The organism is Streptomyces sp. CA-210063 (genome assembly GCF_024612015.1).
In the GTDB taxonomy this organism is placed as follows: Bacteria; Actinomycetota; Actinomycetes; order Streptomycetales; family Streptomycetaceae; genus Streptomyces.
In genome coordinates this window covers 4,533,021-4,557,989 of record NZ_CP102512.1, presented here as the reverse complement: position 1 = coordinate 4,557,989, position 24,969 = coordinate 4,533,021, and the positions used below count along the sequence as shown (strand labels likewise).

The window sequence follows — 24,969 nt, the reverse complement described above, 5'->3', positions numbered from 1 at the left end:
AGGCCCTGCCCCAGCTACAAGGGGGGCGGGACCTCCGTCGTTTCCGTACATCAGCCAAACAGCGCCGCACCGGCCCCCAATGCTGCCACCACGCCCTGCTCGGTAGCCGCCGTGAGCGCGGCCTGCCCCATGATTCGTCTGATCGAGCGCATTGCTCTGGCTCCCCGGCCCGGCTCGGTCCCCTCGCGCTCAAGGGTGTCGATCTCGTCGGCCAGGTCCTGCGCGTCATCCTCGGACAGATCGAGGTTCGGGGCCATCTCTCGCAGTTGCGCGACCAGCGCCGCAAGGGCGTCTGCATCTATGCCTGTGCTCGAGGTCTGGGTGTTGTTACCCCCGGTGGCCATGTTGCCTCCGGACACAGCACCGTGGACGACGTTGCTGCTGATGTAGTTCGTGACGCTGGCGCCCGGCGGCTGTTGGCTGTTCATGAAGCTCCCCAAGAGCTGGTGAGAATGAGCGAAGTCGGTACCCAGGGGGGTGGGCGCGATTCCGGCGGCGACAGGTCCGGAAGTCGGTCCACGATCCGCCCTGAGCAAGCCTTTGACCTCAAGGTAGTCGATGGCCGCGAACACCTCGTCCCAAGTGACTTCCGTGCCGCAGAACCACCACTTGTCGTCGGCTGCGAAGAGCTGAAGCTGCGCCCAGCCGCCGGCCGGAGCGTGTTCGTGCGCCCAACGTACGAGCGTGTTGTGGAGGTACTGCTCACGCTCGACACGCGACTCTGATCTGCGGCGTAGCAGGTACGCGTGCTCCAGGCCGCTGACGGTCAGCCTGATCAGCTTGGTGACGCCGTTGGCCTGGGTGAGCTCATCCTTGACGTACCGCTGAGAGAGTAGCCACGAGATGATCGCCCCCGTTTGAACCGTGGCAAGTTGTGCGGCATGCATGACCTGGTCGGTTCCCAGGATCTCCTGGACGTCGCCGCCGGAGATGTCGAGCGCCGCCAGAAGGAACTGGTCGGCGTACGGCTCGATCGTCATGCCCGAGATCGTACTGTCGGGATGAGCGTCGGTGGGTTCTGCGAAGCGGAGTCGCACCTTAGGTGGCATGGACCGCTTCTTCAGCACGCGATGCCCGAACGCAGTGTCCCTGTAAGATCGTTGCGAGACGCAGGCGCAAAGAGCGCCACAGAGGACCTCGCCCCCCGAGTAGAGGGGCGAGGTCCTTTCTGCATCGGAAGGGCGATGCGATGGTCCACGGAACCGGCACCCCGCCCGAGCTGCGGATGAACTCTCAGATCTGCCACCGACCCCCATTTCTGGGCCCTGATGGGGACGCCTTGGGGACGGAAGGATGGGGAAGGCGGGTGCAAGATCGGGAAGGGGCGGGAGGCGGCACGTCTCTGACCTGCAAGTTAGGGCTCATCGGGGATAGGTAGTGAAGCGCAGGGAAAGGATCTTGCATCCTCGTAATGCGTAGGTCTCGGGTTCGAATCCCGAAGGCGGCTCTGTGGTGAACCCCAGGTCAGGCTTTTGACCTGGGGTTTCTTGTTTCGGGTGACCTTGGAACCTCGGCAAATCGGGCACTGTCTGCCTGTGCATCGTAATGCGTAGGTCAGAGGTTTGGTTTCTGTGACGAGATTGACGATCTGGCCTTCTGACCTGGTCTTTTACTTGCTCTTAAGGGATGGATCACGCTTGCGCGATGGGTCCCGGTGGACAGCCGGTGGACAGCTGTGCGTGACACTCCATCAAGGGACTGTTGTGGCCCTGCGGTGATGGGTGAAATCCACTGGTCTCCGATAGGACGATAGGCGTCGTCGAGACTGTCCGGTCCGGACAGATCTCACGTCCGGCTCGGGTCCTGGCGATGATTGGCCGTGACGAGGCAAGAGGATTGAAGGAGGCTGCGTCGGTGCATGCGGGAGCGTCGTCCTTTTCAGAGCAAGATCAGCTCTTCGGATTCGGTGCTCTCAACGCTCTGGATGCCAAGAGGCGCGGCCCGTCATTGGCCAGGCGGCGAGCAGCAATCGGGCATCAGCGCGGCACATTGCAGCGGCCGACACCTCTTGTCGAACGGAGGCCGCCGTCGTCCGACCACAGCCACTGCCCGCTTCCGAAGACGCCGGGCAGCTGCCGCTCGAATCCCGGCTGTTCGTGAAGTGCCCGACGATCACCTTGGAGATGTCGAGAGCGAGGTATGGGGTGACGGGGCAGCGGAGTGTCCGTCACCTGGGCGCTCAGGTCTTCAGGAGTAGGTTCAGGTGCGCGTTCCCGGACGTGGAACTGCCTCAGGAGCGTGCTGTGTGAGCCGAAGTGGGCTGCCGATCCGGCCCGCTGCAGCAGGAATGCCACGCCACGGAAGTGTGTGCGGTGCAGCCTGCCGTGCTTCTCCGACGCCCTTCACGCAATCCGCGCAGGTCATGCCGCCTACAGTGAAACCACGCGGGCCTTACCCAGGTGGAACTCGTAGAGGCCGTGCGGCATCGGCTACGGCTGTGCGACCTCATCATTGAGGACGGCACGCAGTTCCTCTGCGGACTGGGGTGCGAGCCGGTAGATCCCGTGGACGCTGACCGCCCGCAGCAGTTCACCGTCCACGACGTGCTTGATCTGCCGCTCGCCGCGCCGTGACCGGTAGGTCAGCCGACCGAGCAGATCCCCGGGAACCGGGCGGTTGAAGGTGAGGGGCGTGCCCGGAGGTCCGACCAGAACCTCGCTGACACAGCCGGCCTTCAACGGCTTCCAGTGGACGAGCCGGAGACAGTCCTCCATCGCGAGGTGGTTTCCCACGGTGTCGTAGTCCAGGAGCCAGCCGACCTCCAGCCGCCCGAGCACCCACATCTGCTTGCGGAAGGCCCGTATCGGGTAGACGGCGTCGCCCGTCTTCACTCCGGCCCGCTCGAAGCTGGGGAGTGACTGGTGAGGACCGCCGAAGAGCACGCCCAACCGCTGCCCCTCAAAGCCGCCCGAAATGAGCGCTCTACACAGGTCGTTGGTCCACAGGGTGGTGTACGCGTCAGCCATGTGCGGAAACTACGGTCCGCCACTGACATTGATACTCGTAAGCGGGTTCTGGTGGTCGTGGCTCTGCCACTGACTGACACCCTGCGGGGCGCCTACCAGAAACGGACTTAACGCCCTCTCAGAGGGCGTTTACGTAGTTCTGTTCCGAAAAACGGCTTTCGTCGCTGCCCCGGTTCATGCTGGTTGCAGCCGTATGCGCAGTTCGCCTTCCCTCGACACACGAACCCTGTGGTCCGTTTCACGCACTTCTGCTGCCGGAAGTCCGTCTGGTTTTAAGATGCGGGAGAACCGCCCGATATTCATCGGAACAACCCCTTCCACACTATCCATGGCAACGGTACGGCGTGAGCCAGCGCAAGCCGTACCCCAGCGACCTGTCCGACGCCCGATGGGCCCTGATCGAGCCGACGTTGACGGCCTGGCGGAAAGCCCGGCTCGACCGCCGACCCACCGGCCAGCCAGCGAAAGTCGAACTCCGCGACGTGTTCAACGCAATTCTCTATCTGAACCGCACCGGAATCCCCTGGAAATATCTCCCGCACGACTTCCCCGGCCACGGCACCGTCTACTTCTACTACGCCGCCTGGCGCGATGAGGGAATCTTCGCCCAGCTCAATTACGACCTCACCGCCCTGGCCCGGGTGAAGGAAGGACGCAAGCCCGAACCGACGGCCTCCGTCATCGACACCCAGAGCATCAAGACCTCCACCAATGTGCCCGTGACCAGCCAGGGAACCGATGCGGCGAAGAAGATCGTGGGCCGGAAGCGAGGGATCCTCACCGACACGATCGGCCTGATCCTCGCCGTGACCGTCACCGCCGCGAGCCTCTCCGAGAACGCCCTGGGAATACGCCTCCTCGATCAAGCCAAAAGCGCCTACCCGACCATCGCCAAGAGCTGGGTCGACACCGGCTTCAAGAAGGCCGTCGTGGAGCGCGGCGCGAACCTCGGAATCGATGTCGAAGTCGTCGACAAAAACCCCGGGACCCGCGGCTTTCACGTCTTGAAAAGGCGCTGGGTAGTGGAACGAAGTATGTGCGCCACGAGGCGCCCTGTTTGTATCCCCGGCTGAGTCGGGAGGAACTCGGAAGGAGGTTTCTGGGCCGGATGACTTACCTGGATCCGAAAGGTGAAGGGGACAACAGCATGTCAGAAAACCAGTGACCGGGCCCAGTTGTCAGGGACGGTGTGCTGGGCGGCCCGCGCGATATGGCGAAGACTGGATTGTTTGAAGCCCAATCTCCAGAAGATGCAAGTTCCCATCCGCCGGAAATGACAGCTGAAACCGGCGCCGCACTCTGCTCCGGCTTCGATTGTTGGCCGGAGCACTTCCGGGGTGCTGAGCGATGTCCAGCGAGGACATTCAAGGAGATGAGTGGGACGCCTGTGTCGCGCTAGAACGTACAGACAGGGACGAACGTGGGATCGCCTACGGGACGCGAGTCCTATGGCGACGGAGGCCCCGTAGTAGTCGCCGGAGTCACGACCGGCCAGGGAGGACGGGAAAGCCGTCCGCATCGGGCGAAGGGGGCCAGGTGATTCGGACACTCGAAGCCGGGAGGTATGCGGAATGCAGAGCGCCAAAACGGTGTTGGGTGTCCTGCGTGAACGCGGTAGCCGTGGCCTGCCGTGTGATGAACTGTATCGGCAGTTATTCAATCCGCAGTTGTATCTGTTGGCCTACGGGCGCATCTACGCCAACCATGGTGCGATGACGCCCGGGGTCACGTCGGAAACCGTGGACGGAATGTCACAGCGGAAGATCGACCGGATCATTGAAGCAATGCGCCACGAGCGTTACCGCTTCCGCCCGGTCCGGCGTGTCCACATCCCGAAGAAGAATGGGAAGACACGCCCGTTGGGACTGCCGACCTGGTCGGACAAGCTCGTCGGTGAAGTGATTCGCCTTCTACTTGAGGCATTTTATGAGCCTACGTTCTCCGACCGCTCTCATGGGTTCCGTCCCCGCCGGGGCTGCCACACCGCATTACGGGAGGTAGACCACACCTGGACCGGGACGTCTTGGTTCATCGAAGGGAACATCGCCGACTGCTTCGGCAGCCTGGACCACGAGGTCCTGCTGTTGATCCTCGGCGAGAAGATTCATGACCAGCGGTTCCTGCGGCTGGTGCGCAACATGCTGACAGCCGGATACCTGGAGGACTGGAGATGGGGCGCCACGCTCTCCGGAGCGCCGCAAGGCGGGGTGGCTTCCCCGATCCTGTCCAACATCTACCTGCACAAGTTGGATGAATTCGTCGAGACAGTTCTGATTCCGGAGTACACCCGAGGGAAGCGCCGGGCCCGCAACCCGGCCTATCTGGAGCTGCAGAATCTGCTGGCGAAAGCCCGCCGACGCGGCGACCGGGTCCAGGCCCGTGCGCTGCGTCAGCGGATGGCCAGTCTGCCGAGCGCGGATCCTAACGATCCGGGATACCGCAGGCTGCGCTACATACGCTATGCGGATGATCACCTCCTCGGTTTCACCGGACCGAAAGCCGAGGCCGAGCAGATCAAACAACGCCTGGGGCAGTTCCTGCGTGACGAACTCAAGCTGGAGTTGTCCCAGGAAAAGACACTGATCACTCACGCCCGCACCCGGGCAGCGAGGTTTCTCTCGGCTACGAGATCACGACCCAGCACAACGACACGAAGAAGACCGGCCGTTACCGTCGGGTCAACGGCCAGATAGCACTCCGTGTCCCACGGGACGTGATCAAAGCCAAGTGCGCCCCCTACACCGATCGCGGAAAACCCGCGAAGAAGACGGCCCTGATCAACAGCAGCGATCACGCGATCGTGGCGACCTTCGGGACCGTCTATCGGGGTGTCGTCCAGTACTACCTGCTTGCCGGAGATGTCTTCCGGCTGCATCGGCTGCAATGGGTCATGGAGACTTCTATGCTCAAGACTCTTGCGGCCAAGCACCGCTCGTCAGTGTCGAAGATGGCTGCCAAGCACAAGGCCAGAATCGACCGCCGAACGGGCCCCGAGTCTGTTTCGAGGCCCGAATCGAGCGGAAGAACAGGACGCCACTGGTGGCCCGATTCGGTGGGATTCCCCTCCAACGGCAGCGGGCGGCGGAACTCGCCGATCGTGAGCCTGTCCGGGTGGACTACCCGCAGAAGGAACTCATTGCGAGACTCCTGGCGGATACCTGCGAGATCTGCGGAAGCAAGGGCAACGTGCAAGTGCACCACGTCCGCGCTCTCGCCGATCTCGCACATGCCGGATGGCAGCCTTCCGACTGGGCGCGCGTCATGCTCCATCGGCGCCGCAAAACAGTCGTGGCCTGCGACATCTGCCACGACCGTATCCATTCGGAACGGCCTGCCAGACCATTCACGCAGTAGTCACTGGAGAGCCGGATGACCGGGAAACCGTCATGTCCGGTTCGGCGGGAGGCCGCGCGGAACAGGACTCGCCCTCACGGCGAGCACCTCGCCGCGCGGCCGACCCAACCGGTTGGATCATGATGCACCGCCGCCTCGCCCGCGACTACGAGACCCTCACCGCCAGTTCCGAAGCCATGATCCACGTTGCATCGATCGACAACCTCGCCAAGCGCATAACGGACGAGACCGCACCAACCTGGCGAGGAACCTACTAGGAATTAAAGGGCAATTCGGCTAGATCAAATGCCCTCTCAGACGTCGCGTTCCGGCCCGGTCGGCGGCCCGCCTGCCGACTTGACCGGTACCAGGAGGAGCCCGAGACCGGTGAGGGCGAAGAGCAGCGTCAGCTGCGTTTCGCCCGTGATGCCGACGAGAAGTACGAGGGTCAAGGCGCGCAGGGCGAGCAATCGGAGCAGCCGAGCCGCGTCAGATGACGATGTGTCCATGTCTCTCCTCTCAGGGAGTCAGGAGTGCTTCTCGATCCGTCGTCGACGGTCCATCCGGACCAGACCACCGGAGACCGGCGTGGTGCCGAGGTCGCTGTCGCCGTCCTCGTGGCGTAGTACCCAGTCGTCGAGGTCGAGGGCCGTTTCCAGCGGTTCCCTGGCCATGCAGACGCGCAACCGGGTCACCTCACCGGCGGCTCCGATCCCTTCCGGGAAGAGCAGTCCCTCCCGGAAGCCGGCCTCGGCCATCGCGAAGCGCGCTCGCGCGGTTTGCGGAGACACCTCCAGGACATCACCGATGAGCTGCCAGTCGGCGCCGCCCACCCGCTCGAACACGGCCGCGGCTTCGAGGAACCGCCGCGCGGCCGCGAGCACTCGGACGGCGTCGGCCAGCATGGCGCCCGGCGAACGGGTAGTGCCGTCAGGTTGCAACTCGTGCTCGCCGATCGGGACGGCGGCACGCGCGAGGTCGGCCACCTCGCATGCCTCGTAGGCCATCACCACCCTCGCGCGCGCAGCATCCGTGTATGGTGCGGTGGCTCCGGTGTCACTTTCGGTCATGTCAGTCAGCCTCAGCTCCGACGACGGGGGCTGATCGCCGCGGCTACCCGCGTGGTCAGCCGCGCAGGAAATACAGAACAGTCATGATCACGGCGGTGGTCAGAATGACGCCCCGCAGCAGCCGGGCGGGGAGACGGCGGGCGAGGTGGGCGCCGGCGAAGCCGCCGGCCACCGCGCCGACCAGCATGCCGGTGAGGAGAAGGGGAGAGCTCAGCGTGTCCGAGGCGATGAGGAACAGCACGGTCGCGCTGAGATAGATGGCGGCGAGCTGCGCGATCCGCATCGGGTTGCTGACCGCGCGGCTGGAAAGCGCGGTCGCCAGCTACACCCGGTCACCGACCGCTCCGCTGACCCTGCTGGGGGGCGGCTCCGCGATGTATCGGCTCGTGCCGCAGGCACTGGTCTCGTTCCTCCGCGCACACCCGGACGTCGACGTCACGGTGTCCGAGAGCCGCACCCCGCAGACCGTGCGGATGCTCGCCGACGGCGAGGCGGACCTAGGGGTCGTCCTCGACGACGAGGCCCGCGACTGCGGCCTGCGCCTGGAGCCCCTCGGCGACGACTCCCTCGTTGTGGTCGGCCAGGCGGGAGGGGTCCTCGCCGGGCGGACCGCGCTGACCTACGGCGAGGTCGCCGAGCACCCTCTCGTCGGGCTCGACGCCGAGTCCTCGCTGCGCCGCTGGATCGAGAAGCACCTCGGGCCGCACCGTCCGGTGGTGCGTTACCGCACCACCGTCGCCAGCCTCAATGTCCTCGTCGCGCTCGCTGCCGCTGGCGTCGGGCTCGCGGTGGTGCCGCGCCGCACCATCGACCTCCACCAGCCACTCGACGTGTGGGGTATGTAACACGACCACCCCAGTACGTAGGGTCAACAGAGAGCATCGAAGACCAGGTCAGAGGCCCAAAGTCCGCATCTCACCGCCGATTTGGTGAGAGACCTCGCCTGGGCGGGCTCGGTACTCGACCGCGGCCGGCCGGCCGGGCGGAGCGGACTACACGGAAACCGAAATCCGCGTCCTCACCGGAACGGGAACCGGACCTCGCGACAGCTGACACGGTGGACAGTTCCCGGGCCCGCCGCCGGCTGGGCGCGGGCCCTGCCGGAGGTACGGGCGGGGGACGGTGAACCCGCCGAGCGGGGGCGGTGGTTGCTACTGTTCGCCGGCCTCACCGACCGCTGAGGCGTGGTTCCACGACCCGGCGGGGACGGCAGGCAAGACGATGTGGTTCGGGTGCAGCCGGAGGAGCGCGACGCGGTCAGGGTGCCGTGAGGCGGATCGCGAGCACCGTGGTTCGTCGGTGAGACGGCCGTCGCTGAATGCCGCAGCGTTGCGTCCCGCGCCGGCCGGAGGAGCCGTGCCGGTTCCGCCACGCCGGGGTAGCCGACCACTCCTGGCCCGCCCGTACCACGGCCCGCCTGATCGGAGCGGGGCTGATGGAACGGCCTGATGCACCGCTGTCAGGCCGGCGGGAGTGGGTATCGCGGACCGGGTGACGGAGCGTCAGCGAAGGCGAGACCGTCAGCCGCCCAGCACACCCTCATTGCTGACCAGGAGACTCACTCGCGGCAGTCCGGAAGACACCGGAGCCCGCGCAGACCTTGACGTCGGCGGCCGGAACTCCCGGGTGGCCGGCGGCACGACGCAGCCCGCGACAGTGCCACGCCGCTGAACCCGCAGAGGATGACCACGTGCGCGCCGTGAGCGCCGCCTGCTGCGGCTGGACGCGACGACCGGCATCACCGACGTGGGGCCCGCGCCCGGCCGACGGGCCGGTGGGACTGATCTCACGGAGCGACGCGACAGGGCCGGTGGCCCGTCGGCAATGCGCCCGACTGGCCACCGGCCCCCGGCGCCGGGACTCGACAGACCATCAACGACAGGTTCGGACGCGGGGAGTCATCAGTGCGCGGTCACCCGGTTCGCGGTCGGCGGCGGACCGGGACGAAGCGCAGGGGAAGGCCGGGCACCGCCTGGGCGGCGGCGGGCAGCCCCCTCTCGGGCACCACACCGATCACCGGGTAGCCACCGGTCGTCGGGCAGTCGGCGAGGAAGACCACCGGTCTGCCGTCGGGCGGCACCTGGATCGCCCCGATCACCATGCCCTCGCTGGGCAGTTCGCCGTGCATCGCGCGCTCCAGGACGGGCCCGTCCGTCCGCAGGGCGATGCGATTGCTCTGGGACGAGACGGTGAACCGGGCGGTGGCGAGAGTGCGCAGAGCGGCGGTGGTGAACCAGTCGTCCCGCGGACCCGGCAGCACCGGCAGCAGCAGTTCCCGGGGCGGTTGCGGCCAGAACACCGTGTCGGCGTGACGGGGCAGGCCCTGCGGCACCCCCAGGGGCAGGACGTCTCCGTCTCGCAGCGGGGCGGGCCCCAGGCCGGAGAGCAGATCGGTGGAGCGACTGCCCAGGACGGGGGAGACGTCGATGCCGCCGCCCACCGCCACATAGCTGCGCAGGCCGCAGGTGGCAGCGCCCACGTCGAGCGTCGCACCGGCCGGTACGTGCACGGGGGTTGCCCACGCGGCCGGGCGGCCGTCGATCCGCACGGAGGCGGGGGCCCCGGTGACCGCGACGGTCACGGGCTGGTCGGCGCGCACCGCCACCCCGGTCAGCGTGGTCTCCAGAGTTGCCGCGTCGGCGGTGTTGCCCACCAGCCGGTTCGCCAGCCGGTGGGCCGGCTGGTCGAGCGCCCCCGAGCGGGGTACGCCCAGACCGGCGTGGCCGAACCGCCCCAGGTCCTGAAGGGTGGTGAGCGCGCCGGCCCGTACGACCTCGAGCTTGCTTGCGTTCACGGGCACCTCACGCGCTTGCCGCGCCCTGCGGACGCGAGTGTTCCGGCGGACATGGGTTTCCCGGACAGTTCCCGGTGCGGCTCCTGGGGTATGAACCGCACCCGCGTGCCAGGGGTGAGCAGCGCCGCCGGTTCGCGTTCCATGTCCCACAGGGGAGCCTGTGTGGTTCCGAGCAGCTGCCAGCCGCCCGGCGAGGACCTTGGATAGATGCCGGTGTACGGGCCGGCGAGTGCAACGGAGCCCTTGGGCACCGAGGTGCGCGGAGCGTCGCGCCGTGGTACATGGTAGGCGTCGGGAAGCCCCGTCATGTAGGCGAATCCCGGGGCGAATCCGCAGAAGGCGACCCGGTGCTCGGTGCCGCTGTGTACGCGCACCACTTCGTCTTCTCTCACGCCCCACAACCGGGCGACGGCGCTGAGGTCGGCGCCGTCGTAGCGGACCGGAATCTCCAGCAGCGGGCCGCTGTCCGCAGCCGCCTCCGGTACGGTCCACCGGCTCAGCTCGGCACGCAGACCTTCTGCGTCCGGGACTCCGTAGAGCAGAACCGTCTTCTCTCCGGGAACGATCTCCCTGGTCGTCAGGAGCCCCGCGTCGCGGCGTCGCAACACCTCCGCGTGCAGAGCCTGAGCCTCCTGCGGAGTCTCCAGGTCGATCAGCAGTGAGTCCTCTCCGACCGGCAGCGCCCTCATGCGCACGCCTCCACCCGGACTCCGGCCGTCTCGAGCGCCGTGCGCACCCGCTGTGCCAGTTCCACTGCTCCGGGTGTGTCGCCGTGCAGGCACAGTGATCTGGCCCGTATCTGTACGGGCTTGCCGTCGGGTGTGGTGGTACTGCCCTCGACGGCAAGCGCGAGGGCCCGTTCGACGACCTGCTGGGGATCGGTGATCACGGCGCCCGGAGTGCCCCGCGGGACCAGGGTCCCTGCCTCGGTGTACGCGCGGTCCGCGAACGCCTCGGTGAAGCCGTCCATGCCGGCCTGCTCTGCCTGGCGGAGGATGGCCGAGTCGGGCAGGCACAACACCGGCAGACGGGGATCGGCCAGTTTGATACCGCGGACGACAGCGTCGGCCTGTTCCTCGTCGTGCACCACTCGGTTGTACAGTGCCCCGTGCGGCTTGACGTAGGCGACCTTCGTTCCCGCCGCCCGGGCGAACACCTCGAGTGCGCCGATCTGATAGGCGACCTCGGCGGCCAGCTCATCCGCGGGCACGGTCATGTTCCTGCGCCCGAACCCGGCCAGATCTTGGTAGGAGACATGTGCTCCGATGGTCACGCCCCGTTCGGCCGCGCCCTCGCAGACCCTGCGCATGGTCGCGGCATCGCCCGCGTGGAAGCCGCAGGCGATGTTGGCGCTGGTGACCACGGACAACAGGGCCTCGTCGTCGGTGAGTGTCCACCGGCCGTACCCTTCCGCGAGGTCCGCGTTGAGGTCTATCACGCTGTCGGTCATCGCTTGCTTGGTCTCCTCGGAGTCATCCGTGTCCCTCTCGGGCGGCCGGTGGGCGTCACGCGACGCGGTAGTCCACGTCCTGGGCGTCGGTGATCAGCATGTACCCGGGTGCATGGGTGATCGCGAAGGGCGGCCGTGAGGCCATCAGGGCGGCCTGGGGGGTGACGCCGCACGCCCAGAAGACCGGTACATCCCCGGCTTCCCCCTCCACCGCGTCACCGAAGTCGGGGCGGGAGAGGTCCTTGATTCCGAGCGCCGCGGGATCGCCCACATGTACGGGCCCGCCGTGCACCGCCGGCATCAGAGCGCTCATGTGGGTCGCGGTCTCGACGAGACCGGCCGGGATCTGGCGCATAGACACCACGAGCGGCCCGTGCATCCGGCCGGCCGGCCGGCCGGCACTGCTGGTCCGTCCGGTACATGGCGACGTTGCGCCCCTGGTCGATGTGGCGCATCGGTACTCCCGCCCCGGCCAGAGCACCCTCGAAGGTGAAACTGCATCCGATCACGAACGTGACCAGGCCGTCCCGCCAGACGTCGAGGACATCAGTCGGCTCGTCCGCCAGCTCGCCGTTCTCCCACACGCGGTAGCGGGGGACGTCGGTGCGCAGGTCGGCGTCGGGGGCGAGGACCGTGGACCAGGATCCCGGGTCGGTGACGTCGAGGACCGGACAGGGTTTGGGATTGCGCTGGCAGAAAAGCAGAACATCGTAGGCCCATTCCACGGGCACCGAGATGAGGTTGGCCTGGGTGTATCCAGCACACCAGCCGGCCGTGGGTGCACTGGAGCCCGCACGGAAGACGGCTCGGGCCTGACTGGGGGTCCTGGCCTCCGGATGAACTGCTTCCGTCATCTGCGGTCCTCTCGTCACGGCAGTCCGACTGCGACTGCCAAGGGGGAGCGCAGGCCTTCTTCCGGCCCGCGGTGGTTGCGCGGAGGGCTTGCGACGCCGCACCCTCGGTGCTCCGTCTCATGAACGGCGGACGGAAGCCGCCAGACACAGGTCCGGGCTATACGGCGAACCCACTTTAAAGGATCGTTGAACAATCCGACAAGTGACCTTGTTGTTTCGTTCTCGGTTTTTCGATTCACTGGTGCTGTAGACACGCTCTGAGCCGCCGCGGAATGCCGGTCGGCCCCCGTTCGAAGGATGGACGTCATGGCTGCCGAGATCGACCCGGCTGTGCTCATGGGTGACCGCGAACTGCTCGGGCGCTCCAGCACCGCCGACCGGGTGGCCGAGATTCTGCGCACGCGTATCGCGGAGGGGTACCTGACGCCGGGCAGCAAACTCTCGGAGGACTCCATCGGGCACGCTCTCGGCGTCTCCCGCAACACCCTTCGGGAGGCGTTCCGCCTGCTCACCCACGAGCGGCTGCTCGCCCATGAACTCAACCGCGGGGTTTTCGTGCGGGTGCTCACGGTCCAGGACGTCATCGACATCTACCAGGTACGCAGACTCATCGAGTGTGCCGCGGTGCGCAGCCTGGCTATGCCGCCGTACGACCTGAGCCAGGCGGCCGCCGCGGTCGCCGAGGGAGAGAAAGCCTCGGAGGACGGCGCCTGGGCCGACCTCGGGACGGCCAACATCCACTTCCACCAGGCCGTGGTGGCCCTGGCCCGCAGCCCTCGTCTGAACGAGTTGATGCGGGGCGTGCTGGCCGAGCTGCGTCTGGTCTTCCACGCGATGGACAATCCGCGTGGCTTCCACGAGTCGTACCTGCCGCGCAACCGGGAGATCCTCACCGTCCTCCAGGAGGCGAACATCGTCAGGGCGGAGCTGCTGCTGACCTCGTATCTCGACGACGCCGAGAAGCAGCTGGTCGAGAGGTACTCGGAAAGCATGGAGGCCTGAAGGAAGCATGGGGGCCTGAAGGGGCCCGCGCCCACAGGCGGTGTGACACAACCCCCGTCCCGGGCCTGCCACGGTCGGCCGGGCCTGCCCGCACGTCGGCCTGCGTTCTCGTCGGCGCACGGGATGGGCCGGGAAGCAGGCAGTGGTGGCCGGGGAGTCGAACCACCGGCCACCACCGATCGGGCACACGTGCAGGGATCTGCACGGTCTGTGCGGAGAGCGGGCTCAGCTGAGCTCGCTGCCCTTGGTCTCGGGCAGCCCCAGAAGAGCGATCAGTGCGAGGCCGTAGCCGATGGCGCCGTAGACCAGTGCGCCGCCGACGCCCCCGGAGGAGAATCCGACCGCCGTCGGGAAGATCGCGCCCAGGGCGCGTCCGACGTTGTAGGTGAAGCTCTGGCCGGTGCCGCGGACGGTGTGCGGGTAGAGCTCGGCCAGGTACGAGCCGAAGCCGGAGAAGATGGCGGAGGCGCTGAAGCCGAGCGGGAAGCCGAGGATCATGAGCAGGTTGTTGGAACCCTCGGGAACGTTGACGTACGTCATCAGCAGGCTGCCGCTGAGGAAGGCGAAGAGGGCGAAGGCCTTCTTGCGGCCCAGGCGGTCGACGACGTGTCCGGCAGCGACATAGCCGCAGAAGGCGCCGGTGATGAGCACGAAGAGGTAGCCGCCGGTGCCGACGACGGACAGTCCCCGCTCGGTCTTGAGGTAGGTGGGCAGCCAGGTGGCGAAGGTGTAGTAGCCGCCCATCACGCCCATGGACAGCAGGGTCGCGAAGAGTGTCTTGCGGGCCAGGCCGCCCTTGAAGACGGTCGTGACCGGAACGCGGGCTTCCTTCTTGGCGAGCCGCTCCGAGACCTCAGGAGCATCCTTGACCTTGAGGCGAATGTAGACCAGCAGCACGGCAGGCAGGGCACCGGTCCAGAACAGGATCCGCCAGGCAAGGTCGGGGTTCACCCTGTCCATGAGCATGGTGCTGACGATGACGGCCAGTCCCCAGCCGATCGCCCAGGAGGACTGCACCCAGGCGAGGACCCGGCCGCGGTAGTGCGGCCTGGCGTACTCGGCGACCAGGATGGCACCGGCTGCCCACTCGCCGCCGAAGCCGATGCCCTGAAGCGTGCGCATCGCGAGCAGCATCTCGTAATTCGTGGCGAAGCCGCACGCCACCGTGAACACGGCGTAGGTGACCACCGTGATCATAAGGGTCTTGACCCGGCCGACCCGGTCAATCAGCACACCCGCGAGGACACCGCCGACCGCGGACGCGAGCAGGGTGGCGGTGGTCAGCAGGCCCGTCTCGGCGGTGCTGAGGCTGAAGTAGGCCGCTATGGCCGCCATGCTCAGCGGCAGCACCTGGAAGTCGTAGGAGTCGAGGGCGTATCCGCCGAACGCCCCCTTGAAGGCGCGTCGGCCCTGCTGGGACATCGTCTGATACCAGGCGAAGGGGCCGGTCGCCTCGCCGACGGCGGTGGCCGTGGTTCTTGTGGGAGTGGTTGTCACGCTGGACCTCACGGGAAGAGGGGACTGGCGGAACGAGACGTCGTGTCAGAGCTGTTGAGGGTCGGTCGGTCCTCATGTGTCCGGCCGCCGCTGCGGACCTTGCCGGTTTGTGGGCCTGACGCTCGACCTTGGGAACAAGCTAGATATCGTTGAACGATCCTTCAAGAGTTATGAAGGTTTTTTCTACGAGGCGTTCTGATTTCACATTCGTTTCGTGGGCGGTCGGTACGTGATCCTGCGGTCCTGGCAGGATTCCCCGGCCGTCGAGGCTCGCTGGAACCGCTTGCCCGCTCGGTCCCGCCGGCAGGACGGCCCAGACCACGACGCCGTGCGGCAGGCGCCAGGCGCCCCAGTGCGAGGACAGCGCCTCGACCAGAGGCAGGCCCCGGCCACCGGACTCCAGGGTGTCCATCGCCCTGCGGGGGGCGGGTGTGCCGTTCCATGTGGAGCCGTGATCGCCCACTTCGATGTGGATACTCTCACCGGCGCCGGTGAAGATATGGCGCACAGTGTGCCAAATGGGACCCGCACCATGACAGACCGCATTGGTAACGAGTTCGGAGACGATCACCACGGCATCGTCGATGAGGTGTGGCAGCCCCCATGCGCTCAGCTGGGCGGCGACCTGCAAGCGGGCCGATCGGACGGACTCGGTGACCGGCGGCAGCTGCCAGGTCGTCCGGCCCTCCGGTGTGGAGGTCGAGGGGGCGGGCCGTGTCTGGGCGGGGATGAACGGGTGCATGGCACGCTCACGAGAGAGTAGGTGCAGCCTTGGATGCGCTGTGGGCGCGCGGCGAGTCCGTCACGGCGAGGGGCTCGTCGAACGAGCGATCCTGACTTTGGTGCCGCGACGACGAACGGACCGTGCGTGGGAGTGTCTGCTCCGGCTCTGAGAGTCGCAGCATCCGCGCGAGTACGTAGGATTGCCCTACGATACTGTGATTATCGCCAGAGTCGAGGGCTTGTTGATGCCTCGCCCGCCTGGAAAGTCATCCAAAGGATTCGGCGCCGAACTGGGTGGCCTCCTGCCCCTGGGGCCTCGAAGTGCCGTGCTTCGCTGCCCGGCGCGCTGACCTGGGAGGGCTTCCTTCCGGTCAGCCCGCCGCGCCAGGGGAGGGGTGCCCATGGTGGACGTCACGTGCCCGTCGGTACTGGGGCTGCTGTCCTTTCGTGCGCCGCTGCGCCTTCCGGTGCCGGACAAGGCGCATGACTGGATGAATAGTCAGATCCGACCTGAATCCAAGTATTGAAGGATCGTTCTACAATCTGTACTGTCGGCAAGCGGCGGAGTCCGTTACCGACCTCTTCCCGCCTGACCTGACCCCTCGCCGCCTCCTCGAAGAGTGCTCGGGGCTCAGCCGGGCTTCGTCGCCTCCGCCGCATGGTCATGGGGCGACCGCTCTGCCGACGACAACGCACCCAGGTCTGAGAGAGAAGCCATCGTGCGCAAGGTGCTCATCGCCAACCGTGGCGAAATCGCTGTCCGCGTCGCCCGTGCCTGCCGGGATGCGGGGATCGCCAGTGTGGCGGTGTACGCCGATCCGGACCGGGACGCGCTGCATGTGCGTACGGCCGACGAGGCCTTCGCGCTGGGAGGTGACACTCCGGCCGTCAGCTATCTGGACATCGCCAAGGTGCTGCAGGCCGCCAAGGATTCCCGAGCGGATGCCGTTCATCCCGGCTATGGGTTCCTGTCCGAGAACGCGAATTTCGCACAGGCGGTCGCTGACGCGGGGCTGATCTGGATCGGCCCGCCGCCGCAGGCCATCCGAGACCTGGGCGACAAGGTCGCCGCGCGACACATCGCGCAGCGCGCCGGGGCGCCGCTGGTGGCGGGCACCGCGGACCCGGTCTCCGGGGCCGGGGAGGTGGTGGCTTTCGCGAAGGAGCACGGGCTGCCGATCGCGATCAAGGCGGCGTTCGGCGGCGGCGGGCGGGGGCTGAAGGTGGCCCGCACCCTGGAGGAGGTCCCCGAGCTGTACGACTCCGCCGTGCGTGAGGCGGTGGCCGCGTTCGGGCGGGGCGAGTGCTTCGTCGAGCGCTACCTGGACAAGCCGCGCCACGTGGAGACGCAGTGCCTGGCCGACTCCCACGGCAACGTGGTCGTCGTGTCCACCCGTGACTGCTCGCTGCAGCGCCGCCACCAGAAGCTGGTGGAGGAGGCCCCGGCACCGTTCCTGACCGAGGCGCAGAACGCCGAGCTGTACTCCGCCTCCAAGGGGATCCTGAGGGAGGCCGGCTACGTCGGCGCGGGCACCGTGGAGTTCCTGGTCGGCAACGACGGCACGATCTCCTTCCTGGAGGTCAACACCCGCCTGCAGGTCGAGCACCCGGTCACCGAGGAGGTCACCGGCATCGACCTCGTCCGCGAGCAGTTCCGGATCGCCGAAGGCGAGGAGCTCGGCTTCGACGACCCACCCGTGCGCGGCCACTCCTTCGAGTTCCGCATCAACGGCGAGGACCCCGGCCGCGGCTTCCTGCCCGCACCCGGGACGGTGACGGCCTTCGTCCCGCCGACGGGTCCGGGGGTACGCCTGGACACGGGCGTTGCGTCCGGCTCGGTCATCGGCCCGGCCTGGGACTCCCTCCTCGCCAAGCTGATCGTCACCGGCGCCACCCGTGAGCAGGCCCTCCAGCGCGCCGCCCGCGCGCTCGCCGAGTTCCGGGTGGAGGGCATGGCCACCGCCATCCCCTTCCACCGTGCCGTGGTGGACGACCCCGCCTTCGCACCGGGCGAGGGGCCCTTCTCCGTGCACACCCGGTGGATCGAGACCGAGTTCGCCAACGACATCCCCGCCTTCGCCGCGCCCGCGCAGGCGGAGGATGAGGACCAGGCGTTCCGCGAGACGGTGGTCGTCGAGGTGGGCGGCAAGCGCCTGGAGGTCTCGCTGCCCACCTCGCTGGGGATGATGAGCCTTGCCTTCACCGCAGCGGCCGGCGGCGCCCGCCCCAGGCAGCGGGCGGTGAACAAGCCGGGACCCGCCGTCTCCCGGGACACCCTGGCCTCGCCCATGCAGGGCACCATCGTCAAGGTTGCCGTTGAGGAAGGCCAGCAGGTCGCCGAGGGCGACCTGGTCGTGGTGCTCGAAGCGATGAAGATGGAGCAGCCGCTCAACGCGCACAAGGCCGGCACCGTCAAGGGCCTGATGGCCGAGGTCGGTGCTTCCGTCACCTCCGGCGCCCCCCTCTGCGAGATCGGTTCGTGATGCGTCACGGCCCGCACGGGGCCTACATACAGGGCCCGCACGGGGCGTACATGCAAAACGACATGGGGAACGACACCGAATCACGCAGCGGCGCGCGACGGGAGATCACACAGCCCATGCACGGGGACCGGGGCAGCCCGCGACCACCTCACCCACCCGTTACACGCGCAACGACAGGAGACACCGGATGACCGTGGCGGCCACCGACGTCCACACCACCGCCAGGAAATCGACGGAACGGCTCATCGGCGAGTCCGCCGCGCTCCTCCATACCGTCGCCGGCACGCCGGACACCGAAGACGAAGGCAGGGTGACCGCCCGGCAGCGGGTGGAGCAACTTCTCGACGAGGGCTCGTTCGTGGAACTGGACGAGTTCCTGGGACGGCACGCGAGCAGCCCCACGGACACCGGGGACGGCCGGCTTCCCGGCGACGGCGCCGTCTGCGGCCACGGCACGGTCGACGGACGCCCGGTGGCCGTCTTCGCCTTCGGCTTCCCCGGCCTCGGCAGCGCCCTGAGCGAGGCCCACGCCCGGAAGGCCGGCACCGCGATCGACTTCGCCCTCAAGACCGGCTGCCCCGTCATCGCCATCCATGACACCGGCGGCACGCGCATCCAGGACAGCACCGGCGCGCTGGGCGCGTACGGCCAGGTGCTGCGCCGCCACGCCCGGGCCTCGGGCGTCGTCCCGCAGATATCCCTCATCACGGGATCCTGCACCGGCAGCGGGGTGCACTCGCCCGCGCTCACCGACTTCACTGTGATGGTCGACCGGACCTCGCACCTGCTCACCACCGCCCCGGACATCGTCACCACCGTCACCGGTGAGGAAGTCGACCCGGAGGAGCTGGGCGGCGCCCGCACCCACAACACCGTCTCGGGCAGCGCGCACCACCTGGCGGACAGCGACGAGGACGCCGTCGAGTACGTCAAGGCCCTGCTGTCGTACCTGCCGTCCAACAACCTGGAGGACCCGCCGGCCTACCCGGACGAGGACTCCGACGTGGACACCAGTACCGAGGACCGGGAACTCGACACGATCGTCCCCGAAACCGCGCACCAGCCCTACGACATGCACCGGCTGGTGGAGTGCCTGCTGGACGAAGGTGAACTCCTGCAGACACAGGCGCTGTTCGCGCCCAACATCATCACCGGCTTCGGCCGCGTCGAGGGCCGGCCCGTCGGAGTCGTCGCCAACCAGCCGCTGCACCTGGCCGGCTGCCTGGACATCGACGCCTCCGAGAAGGCCGCCCGCTTCATCCGCACCTGCGACGCCTTCAACGTCCCCGTCCTCACGTTCGTCGACGTCCCCGGCTTCCTGCCCGTCACCGAACAGGAACTCCGCGGCATCGGCCGGCGCGCCGCCAAGCTGGCCTACGCGTACGCGGAGGCCACCGTCCCGCTCATCACCGTGGTCACCCGCAAGGCGTACGGCGGTGCGTACGACATCATGGGCTCCAAGCAGCTCGGCGCCGACCTCGCCATCGCCTGGCCCACCGCCCAGATCGCGGTCAGCGGCGCACGGGACGCGGTCGGCCTGCTGGACCCCGTGGCGGGGGAGAGCGCCGAAGCCGAGGACCCGGCCGTGGTCGAGGCCCGGCGTGCCCAGCTGATGTCCGTGTACCAAAGCGCCCTCCTCACCCCCCGCCACGCTGCCGAACGAGGACACGTCGACACCGTGATCGCGCCGTCGCGGACCCGGGAGTACCTCGTCCGCGGCCTGCGGGCACTGTCCACCAAGCGCGAGGCGCAGCCGGAGAGGAAGCACGGCAACATCCCCTTGTAGCGGCGAGACCACCGAGAGGAGCGAAACGATGCCCCCCATCACCGTGTTGTACGGGCAGCCCACCCCCGAGGAAATCGCCGCCGTCGTAGCGGTGTTCGCCGCCCGGGCGGCCGGCGCCCCGCCTGCGGACACCCGGCCTGGCCTGCCGCGCCGCACCCCGCGATCCGCCTGGGCCGACCGCGCGGCGGGCCTGCGGCGGCCGCTCGCCACCCGGTTCACCCGACCACGCTCCGTCGTACCACCCGGGGCGGCCTGAACAGCGGGCCGTCCCCGGACGTCTACGTATCCCGGGGAGGAGCTGCCCGGCGCGGGCGCATGCCCGGAGACCACTGGACCCACTTCCTTCTTGGAGGCTGCGCGAATTGGCAGCGGTGGGGGCTGTCTGCGTGGCCTGGAACGGGTGGTGTCCACTGAAGCTGCCGGGGTTTCGGTGGTGACGTTACGTAATCGGCTACGTAAGCGCGTTGTTGGGGAGCGTCGGGTGCCGGAGTTGTGTCGGTGGAGGTGGTTACTTGTGGGTTGTGTCTGATGATCTGCGCATTGAGGGTCTTGGGGCGGGACCTGCTGGGGTGGATGGGCGGCTGGCGGATCCGGAGTTCCTGGTGAACGCTGACCCGGGGGAGGTCCCATTGCGTAAGCCGAAGCTGTCTCTGACCAGCGAGAACGAGGTTGTCGGGGTCCTTGTTGCCGCACTCGTCGGAGGCACTTGGTGGGTGAAGAAGTGGTAGGCCTTTGCGTAGTTCCACTGATGTAGGCAACCTTCAGGACTGCTGGTGGCTCGTCTCAGTTCGTTGGCCAGGTAATTGATCATTCGCTTGTTGCGGGGCAGGCTGCTTCCAGGTCGTGATCGTGGAGGTGGTTGTGGGACGTCGTCCGGGAGTGTTCGTCCGGCCGGTGAGCATGGAGGAGGGCCGTCGGCTGCAGCGGATCAGCCGGACCGCGACGGACCCGGTGAAGTTGCGGCGGACGATCGTGGTGATGATGTCCGTACAGGGCCAGTCGGTGCCGGACATCACCTCGTTGATGCAGGTCAGCGCCGACTATGTGCGCGATGTCATCCATGCCTTCAACGAAGGGGGTTCGAGGCACTGGACCCAAAATGGAGCGGGGGACGCCCCAGGACGATCAGTAGCGAGGTGCGCGAGCACGTCTGCCTGATCGCCCGGACGTCCCCCGCCGACTGGCGCATCACCGCCTTCTCCACCTGGAGCCTGACCAAGCTGGCCGAGCACCTGGTGAAACAGTCAGTCGTCCCGGCGGTCGGCCGTGAGACCCTGTGGCGGATACTGCGCGAGGGCAAAGTCTCCTGGCAGTCGACCACCACCTGGAAATCCTCGAACGACCCGGACTTCATCGCCAAGATGCACCGGGTCCTGGCGCTGTACGACACGCCGCCGGCCGATGGCCGGGTGGTGTGCGTGGACGAGTTCGGGCCGCTGAATCTGATGCCCCGCAAGGGCAAGGCGTGGCGTCCACGCCGCTCACCTCGTCGTCTGCGAGCCACCTACAACCGGTACGACGGGGTGATGCACATGCTCGCCGCCCTCGATCTGGCCACGGCAGGTCTGCACCCATCTCTCCATGATGGAGTTCATGCGGGGGATCCGGATGCCACTGAGCACGACCTCGATCCCCGTGTCGGCGAGGATCGTGTCGAACAGTTCGGGGAACTTCCCGTCCCGGTCCCGGATCACCGAGCGGGCCTGGCGGCCGGCGTCCTGGAGATCCATGACGAGGTTCCTGGCGGCCTGCGCCACCCAGGAGGCGGTCGGGTGCGCCGTCGCGCCCAGGATGCGGATGCGCCGGCTGCCGTGCTCGAGCACGGCGAACACGTACAGCCGCGTCCCGGACAGAGTGATGGTCTCGAAGAAGTCACACGCCAGCCGGGCATCGGCCTGGGAGCGCAGGAAGTCCGCCCAGGTACTGGACGTCCGCTCGGGTGCTGGCGGGATCCCGGCCTCCTTGAGGATCTCCTAGACCGTGGACGCCGCCACTTTCACGCCGAGGACGAGCAGTTCACCGTGCAGGCGCTGGTAGCCCCAGGTCGGGTTCTCGCGGGCCAGGCGCAGGACCAGCGAGCGGATGGAGTGCACGGTGCGCGGTCGGCTCCCGCGTTTCGGCCGGGAACGGGCCGCGTGGCGGCGCGAGACCAGGTCACGGTGCCAGCGCAGCACAGTGTCCGGGCGCACCAGCAGCCGTGCCCGGCGCAGCACACCGCGCGGGAGCCGGTGCAGCAGCGCGGCCAGGAACACTCGGTCACTCGGGGCGAACCGCACCCGGTCCCGGCCGAGTTGGCGTTCCAGCACGGTGATCTGATGACGCAGCGCGAGGATCTCCGCGTCCTTGCCATGGTCGCTCACCGGCAGCAGCCGCAGCAGGGCGAACACGTTCGCCACACCCAGACAGGCAAGTCGAAGCAGCACGACAGATCATCCTGCCGGGGCACTCACCGGGTGCCCGTTGCACCCGCCCGAGCGCCCGCGCTCGACACCACCCGTACACCAGCCCCCACCAGGACGGATGAGGTTTTCGGCAGGCGCAGGGGCGAATCCCTCGGCGGGCAGCAGCCAGGTCGAGCGGGTAGCGCCGCTTTCCGCGCCGCACGTCCAGGGACAGGCGCGGCACCGGGGCTCTCAGCTGGCGCAATCGGTAGGGGGTGAGCCTGTGGCGGGCGCGCTCCTGGTGGGTGCCCTCCACACGGGCGTCGATGACGTCATGGGCGGACACCACAGCGACCGGCGGACAGCTCTCGTGCAGGGGCATACTGAGCGTATGGAGTCTCGGGTGCGGTACGCGGAGATCCGGCCCTACACGGTTCCGGAGACGCTGGAGGAACTTGCCGGTCCGGCAGCCGGAATGGTGGCTTTGCCGACTGCGCTGGACTGGACACCGAAGCGTGTCTACGACCTGTCGGACGACGCGGACCTGCGGATGCTCTATGAGACGGTCATCCGGGAGGCCATGCATGCAGGGGAGCTGCGGAAGTTCCTTGACCCGGTACTGCTCTCGGCCGTGTGGCGGAGGCTGTGGCTTCCGCCGCGAGTGCGGTTGATGTGGGAAGGGCGATTCCCGCAACTGGCCCGCAGGGCTGCGTAGTATCCGCCTGCATGGATCCCTTTCACGCCCGACTCGCCCGTATCGGTCTTGGAGCCGCCGCGGGATACGGCTTCGTCCTGGCCGGCGGGTACGCCGTCCAGGCGCATGGGTTCCTGGAACGGCTGTCGGATGACGTCGACCTGTTCACGGACATCGCTGACCCGGTGGCCTTCTCCGAGGCCGTCGATGCGGTGACTGCGGCCTACCGGGCGGCGGGCCTCACCGTTGAGGTGGAGAAGTCCGGTGGGGTGTTCGCCCGGTTCGCGGTTGCTGATGGACAGGGGCGCACGGCGAAGGTGGAGCTCGGGTGCGACTGGAGGGCTCACCCGCCTGCCGTGTTGGAGATCGGTCCGGTCCTGCATGCCGATGACGCCGTGGCCAACAAAGTGACCACCCTCTTCGGACGGGCCGCGCCACGTGAATGCCGCGCTCGCCTCCGGACGGTACTCGGGTGGGCAACTGCTGGAGTTGGCGTTGGAGCACGACGCCGGGTTCGATCCGCGTTACTTCGCCCAAGCGCTGCGGGCGGTCGACCGTTGGCCGGACCGGGAGTACGAGGTATACGGCATCAATGGCGGCCAGGTGGAGGACATGCGCCGACGGTTGCGCGCCTGGGCTGCCGAGATCCTCGATGAACGGCTCGACGAGAAATGACCCAGTCGGCCGTGTTGACCTGAGCGTCAACTGGCGCGGCTCCTTCGCGGCTACGGCGTCGACCATCTGTACAGGGGAGGGCAGGGTGCCGGAACCTCGGAGAAGGTGTGCTTGTGGAGATCCTACAGCGGCTTCCGTTCGATTCTCCGATCGGGCGACGGCGTCGTCGGGAGTCCAGTTCCATTCTCGCTGGTGGGCCGGTGACAACCCTGTCGGTGTGGACAGCCGCCTTTGGACGGGGTATCACGCAGGAGCACCGGGCAACCTTGTCCCTGCCGAGAATCGCGTCCGTGCAGGTCAGGCCGCATGCTGGTACTCGTGGAGGGTGCCGCCGAGGCGGTCGCGTCGTCATATGTCGAGGTGGGCGATGGCGTCCGGGTCGGTGATCGGCGGAGGCAGGGGGTGCAGCGGGCGGGCGTCTGCGATGCCTTGGTGGGGACGTGTGCGAACTGCAGGACCTCTGGGCCCGCCGTCACCATCTGCTGGCCTGGGGCGTCAAGGACCGAGCCTCGCCGACGGCCACCGCGGCGCTCGCCGAGCACCTGCGCCAGGCGGCACTCTCCGAACCTTCCTCGCGCAACGCACATGGAGACCCCGTCGGCCGGCGGCCCTTCCCCGACATCGACGGCTGATCCAACCCCTGCGTGGGCAAAGACACCCACAGCAGAGGCGTGGGGACCACTTATCCTGCAAGACTCCCGGTCGAACAGGACGCTGAGAACGTGGCCCCACCACCCACAAGGGCAGAGGCCGAAAATGGGCCTCCGTCCGCATCGGCGAGGACTTCACCGAACCGGTCAACCAAGAAGAGACGGACGAGAACGGTGACCCCCTGCCCGGAGACTTCGACGCCGCTGAAGCCCGGCTCGCCCACGTCGTCGTCACCTGTGCCCGCCAGCGACTCGACATCGGCGTCCTGGGCTGAATCAAGCCGTAGCCCGACGGCAACCCCGGCGGAACACATCCGCGCCAGGACCGGGCAGATAGTGGCCAGGGTGAGGTGCTATCGGGGAAGCATCCGTGGAGAACCCACTGGCGGATGGCTGTCGAGGTCCCACAGTGACCTTTGCTCGTCTTTCCGACCGCTCGACAGCTTCACCGGCAGCCCAGCGGCAGTCTCACTGGCAGGCTGACGAGAGCCCCACCGGTGGACAGTTGGTGGACAGACGCCTTTGGACGGTGCATCACGGTGCGGCATGGGCCAACCTGTTGCAAGTGCTCTGATCAGGCAGAACATCACCGGGCAGCACGACGAGGTACC

At 67.6% G+C, this 24,969-nt stretch carries 18 protein-coding genes and 10 pseudogenes; 15 read left to right on the top strand and 13 right to left on the bottom strand.

The genetic code is table 11. The annotated features are described in order from the left end of the window. Nucleotides 1-50: 50 nt before the first annotated feature. Both JIX56_RS19530 and JIX56_RS19525 read right to left on the bottom strand, forming a co-directional pair. Nucleotides 51-980: a hypothetical protein gene (locus tag JIX56_RS19530; protein ID WP_257542390.1), complete on the bottom strand. Its 930-nt coding sequence runs from the start codon at nucleotides 978-980 to the stop codon at nucleotides 51-53. Between the two features lie 1,449 nt (nucleotides 981-2,429). Then, nucleotides 2,430-2,966 carry a hypothetical protein gene (locus tag JIX56_RS19525; protein ID WP_257542388.1) on the bottom strand — a complete coding sequence of 179 codons (537 nt, stop codon included), beginning with the start codon at nucleotides 2,964-2,966 and terminating at the stop codon, nucleotides 2,430-2,432. A gap of 344 nt (nucleotides 2,967-3,310) precedes the next feature. Here JIX56_RS19525 and JIX56_RS19520 point away from each other — a divergent pair. From JIX56_RS19520 to JIX56_RS19505, 3 pseudogenes are all read left to right on the top strand, one after another. Then, nucleotides 3,311-4,003, top strand: a pseudogene (locus JIX56_RS19520) (IS5 family transposase); the annotation flags it as partial. A 534-nt stretch (nucleotides 4,004-4,537) separates the two neighbouring features. Next, nucleotides 4,538-6,320 (top strand): annotated as a pseudogene (locus tag JIX56_RS47660) (reverse transcriptase domain-containing protein). 110 nt (nucleotides 6,321-6,430) lie between these two features. Continuing rightward, nucleotides 6,431-6,577: pseudogene (locus tag JIX56_RS19505) on the top strand (IS5/IS1182 family transposase); the annotation flags it as partial. 36 nt (nucleotides 6,578-6,613) lie between these two features. Here the strand turns inward: JIX56_RS19505 and JIX56_RS19500 are convergent. From JIX56_RS19500 to JIX56_RS19490, 3 genes and pseudogenes are all read right to left on the bottom strand, one after another. Next, nucleotides 6,614-6,808, bottom strand: coding sequence for a hypothetical protein (locus tag JIX56_RS19500; protein ID WP_257542382.1), 195 nt, complete (start codon nucleotides 6,806-6,808; stop codon nucleotides 6,614-6,616). Between the two features lie 18 nt (nucleotides 6,809-6,826). After that, nucleotides 6,827-7,369 carry a hypothetical protein gene (locus JIX56_RS19495; protein ID WP_257542380.1) on the bottom strand — a complete coding sequence of 181 codons (543 nt, stop codon included), beginning with the start codon at nucleotides 7,367-7,369 and terminating at the stop codon, nucleotides 6,827-6,829. Nucleotides 7,370-7,424: 55 nt separating this feature from the next. Then, nucleotides 7,425-7,667, bottom strand: a pseudogene (locus JIX56_RS19490) (sulfite exporter TauE/SafE family protein); the annotation flags it as partial. On the opposite strand from JIX56_RS19490, the pseudogene JIX56_RS19485 reads away from it, so the two are divergent. Next, a pseudogene (locus JIX56_RS19485) lies at nucleotides 7,663-8,202 on the top strand (LysR substrate-binding domain-containing protein); the annotation flags it as partial. The pseudogenes JIX56_RS19490 and JIX56_RS19485 overlap by 5 nt on opposite strands. A gap of 1,079 nt (nucleotides 8,203-9,281) precedes the next feature. On the opposite strand, the gene JIX56_RS19480 reads toward JIX56_RS19485, so the two are convergent. From JIX56_RS19480 to JIX56_RS19465, 4 genes and pseudogenes are all read right to left on the bottom strand, one after another. Next, entirely contained in the window at nucleotides 9,282-10,163 is an 882-nt protein-coding gene (locus JIX56_RS19480) for a biotin-dependent carboxyltransferase family protein (protein ID WP_257542375.1), read from the bottom strand. Next, nucleotides 10,160-10,852, bottom strand: a complete 693-nt coding sequence (locus JIX56_RS19475; RefSeq protein WP_257542373.1) for a 5-oxoprolinase subunit B family protein — start codon at nucleotides 10,850-10,852, stop codon at nucleotides 10,160-10,162. Before JIX56_RS19475 ends, JIX56_RS19480 begins: the two co-directional genes overlap by 4 nt. Beyond that, entirely contained in the window at nucleotides 10,849-11,613 is a 765-nt protein-coding gene (locus JIX56_RS19470; protein WP_257542371.1) for a LamB/YcsF family protein, read from the bottom strand. The genes JIX56_RS19475 and JIX56_RS19470 overlap by 4 nt, the downstream gene beginning before the upstream one ends. A gap of 55 nt (nucleotides 11,614-11,668) precedes the next feature. Further along, nucleotides 11,669-12,467: pseudogene (locus tag JIX56_RS19465) on the bottom strand (putative hydro-lyase). A gap of 306 nt (nucleotides 12,468-12,773) precedes the next feature. On the opposite strand from JIX56_RS19465, the gene JIX56_RS19460 reads away from it, so the two are divergent. Continuing rightward, nucleotides 12,774-13,469 (top strand): GntR family transcriptional regulator, encoded by a 696-nt coding sequence (locus JIX56_RS19460; protein WP_257542369.1) that lies wholly within the window; start codon nucleotides 12,774-12,776, stop codon nucleotides 13,467-13,469. Nucleotides 13,470-13,694: 225 nt separating this feature from the next. On the opposite strand, the gene JIX56_RS19455 is transcribed toward JIX56_RS19460, so the two are convergent. After that, nucleotides 13,695-14,966 carry an MFS transporter gene (locus JIX56_RS19455; protein ID WP_257542368.1) on the bottom strand — a complete coding sequence of 424 codons (1,272 nt, stop codon included), beginning with the start codon at nucleotides 14,964-14,966 and terminating at the stop codon, nucleotides 13,695-13,697. Between the two features lie 139 nt (nucleotides 14,967-15,105). Further along, nucleotides 15,106-15,708, bottom strand: a complete 603-nt coding sequence (locus JIX56_RS19450; protein ID WP_257542366.1) for an ATP-binding protein — start codon at nucleotides 15,706-15,708, stop codon at nucleotides 15,106-15,108. 382 nt (nucleotides 15,709-16,090) lie between these two features. On the opposite strand from JIX56_RS19450, the gene JIX56_RS19445 reads away from it, so the two are divergent. From JIX56_RS19445 to JIX56_RS48045, 6 genes and pseudogenes are all read left to right on the top strand, one after another. Next, nucleotides 16,091-16,216, top strand: a complete 126-nt coding sequence (locus tag JIX56_RS19445; RefSeq protein WP_257542364.1) for a hypothetical protein — start codon at nucleotides 16,091-16,093, stop codon at nucleotides 16,214-16,216. Between the two features lie 192 nt (nucleotides 16,217-16,408). Beyond that, the gene (locus JIX56_RS19440) at nucleotides 16,409-18,172 is read left to right on the top strand and encodes an acetyl/propionyl/methylcrotonyl-CoA carboxylase subunit alpha (RefSeq protein ID WP_257542362.1); all 1,764 of its coding nucleotides are present in this window, start codon (nucleotides 16,409-16,411) and stop codon (nucleotides 18,170-18,172) included. 187 nt (nucleotides 18,173-18,359) lie between these two features. After that, on the top strand, nucleotides 18,360-19,958 hold the full coding sequence (locus tag JIX56_RS19435; protein ID WP_257542360.1) for an acyl-CoA carboxylase subunit beta: 1,599 nt from the start codon (nucleotides 18,360-18,362) through the stop codon (nucleotides 19,956-19,958). A 28-nt stretch (nucleotides 19,959-19,986) separates the two neighbouring features. Next, complete coding sequence (locus tag JIX56_RS19430; protein ID WP_257542358.1) at nucleotides 19,987-20,214, top strand: acyl-CoA carboxylase epsilon subunit; 228 nt, start codon at nucleotides 19,987-19,989, stop codon at nucleotides 20,212-20,214. A gap of 605 nt (nucleotides 20,215-20,819) precedes the next feature. Further along, entirely contained in the window at nucleotides 20,820-21,116 is a 297-nt protein-coding gene (locus tag JIX56_RS19425) for a helix-turn-helix domain-containing protein (RefSeq protein ID WP_257542356.1), read from the top strand. Continuing rightward, a pseudogene (locus JIX56_RS48045) lies at nucleotides 21,083-21,187 on the top strand (hypothetical protein); the annotation flags it as partial. The gene JIX56_RS19425 and the pseudogene JIX56_RS48045, both read left to right, overlap by 34 nt. A gap of 318 nt (nucleotides 21,188-21,505) precedes the next feature. Here the strand turns inward: JIX56_RS48045 and JIX56_RS19420 are convergent. After that, nucleotides 21,506-22,381: pseudogene (locus JIX56_RS19420) on the bottom strand (integrase); the annotation flags it as partial. Nucleotides 22,382-22,730: 349 nt separating this feature from the next. Here JIX56_RS19420 and JIX56_RS19415 point away from each other — a divergent pair. The 3 genes and pseudogenes from JIX56_RS19415 (at nucleotide 22,731) to JIX56_RS19405 (ending at nucleotide 23,708) form a co-directional block, all read left to right on the top strand. Beyond that, complete coding sequence (locus JIX56_RS19415; RefSeq protein ID WP_257542354.1) at nucleotides 22,731-23,054, top strand: hypothetical protein; 324 nt, start codon at nucleotides 22,731-22,733, stop codon at nucleotides 23,052-23,054. 11 nt (nucleotides 23,055-23,065) lie between these two features. After that, nucleotides 23,066-23,413 (top strand): annotated as a pseudogene (locus tag JIX56_RS19410) (nucleotidyl transferase AbiEii/AbiGii toxin family protein); the annotation flags it as partial. Nucleotides 23,414-23,471: 58 nt separating this feature from the next. Then, nucleotides 23,472-23,708, top strand: coding sequence for a hypothetical protein (locus tag JIX56_RS19405; RefSeq protein ID WP_257551556.1), 237 nt, complete (start codon nucleotides 23,472-23,474; stop codon nucleotides 23,706-23,708). Nucleotides 23,709-24,056: 348 nt separating this feature from the next. On the opposite strand, the pseudogene JIX56_RS19400 reads toward JIX56_RS19405, so the two are convergent. Continuing rightward, nucleotides 24,057-24,149: pseudogene (locus JIX56_RS19400) on the bottom strand (integrase core domain-containing protein); the annotation flags it as partial. Here JIX56_RS19400 and JIX56_RS19395 point away from each other — a divergent pair. After that, a complete protein-coding gene (locus tag JIX56_RS19395) occupies nucleotides 24,149-24,340 on the top strand; it encodes a hypothetical protein (protein ID WP_257542352.1) in 192 nt (63 codons plus the stop codon). The pseudogene JIX56_RS19400 and the gene JIX56_RS19395 overlap by 1 nt on opposite strands. Nucleotides 24,341-24,969: the final 629 nt, after the last annotated feature.

Excerpts from the sequence above, each read along its gene's own strand:
- JIX56_RS19530 (WP_257542390.1), bottom strand. The coding sequence starts at position 980 with ATGACGATCGAGCCGTACGCCGACCAGTTCCTTCTGGCGGCGCTCGAC.
- JIX56_RS19525 (WP_257542388.1), bottom strand. The coding sequence starts at position 2,966 with ATGGCTGACGCGTACACCACCCTGTGGACCAACGACCTGTGTAGAGCG.
- JIX56_RS19500 (WP_257542382.1), bottom strand. The coding sequence starts at position 6,808 with ATGGACACATCGTCATCTGACGCGGCTCGGCTGCTCCGATTGCTCGCC.
- JIX56_RS19495 (WP_257542380.1), bottom strand. The coding sequence starts at position 7,369 with ATGACCGAAAGTGACACCGGAGCCACCGCACCATACACGGATGCTGCG.
- JIX56_RS19475 (WP_257542373.1), bottom strand. The coding sequence starts at position 10,852 with ATGAGGGCGCTGCCGGTCGGAGAGGACTCACTGCTGATCGACCTGGAG.
- JIX56_RS19470 (WP_257542371.1), bottom strand. The coding sequence starts at position 11,613 with ATGACCGACAGCGTGATAGACCTCAACGCGGACCTCGCGGAAGGGTAC.
- JIX56_RS19460 (WP_257542369.1), top strand. The coding sequence starts at position 12,774 with ATGGCTGCCGAGATCGACCCGGCTGTGCTCATGGGTGACCGCGAACTG.
- JIX56_RS19450 (WP_257542366.1), bottom strand. The coding sequence starts at position 15,708 with ATGCACCCGTTCATCCCCGCCCAGACACGGCCCGCCCCCTCGACCTCC.
- JIX56_RS19445 (WP_257542364.1), top strand. The coding sequence starts at position 16,091 with ATGGTGGACGTCACGTGCCCGTCGGTACTGGGGCTGCTGTCCTTTCGT.
- JIX56_RS19435 (WP_257542360.1), top strand. The coding sequence starts at position 18,360 with ATGACCGTGGCGGCCACCGACGTCCACACCACCGCCAGGAAATCGACG.
- JIX56_RS19430 (WP_257542358.1), top strand. The coding sequence starts at position 19,987 with ATGCCCCCCATCACCGTGTTGTACGGGCAGCCCACCCCCGAGGAAATC.
- JIX56_RS19415 (WP_257542354.1), top strand. The coding sequence starts at position 22,731 with ATGGAGTCTCGGGTGCGGTACGCGGAGATCCGGCCCTACACGGTTCCG.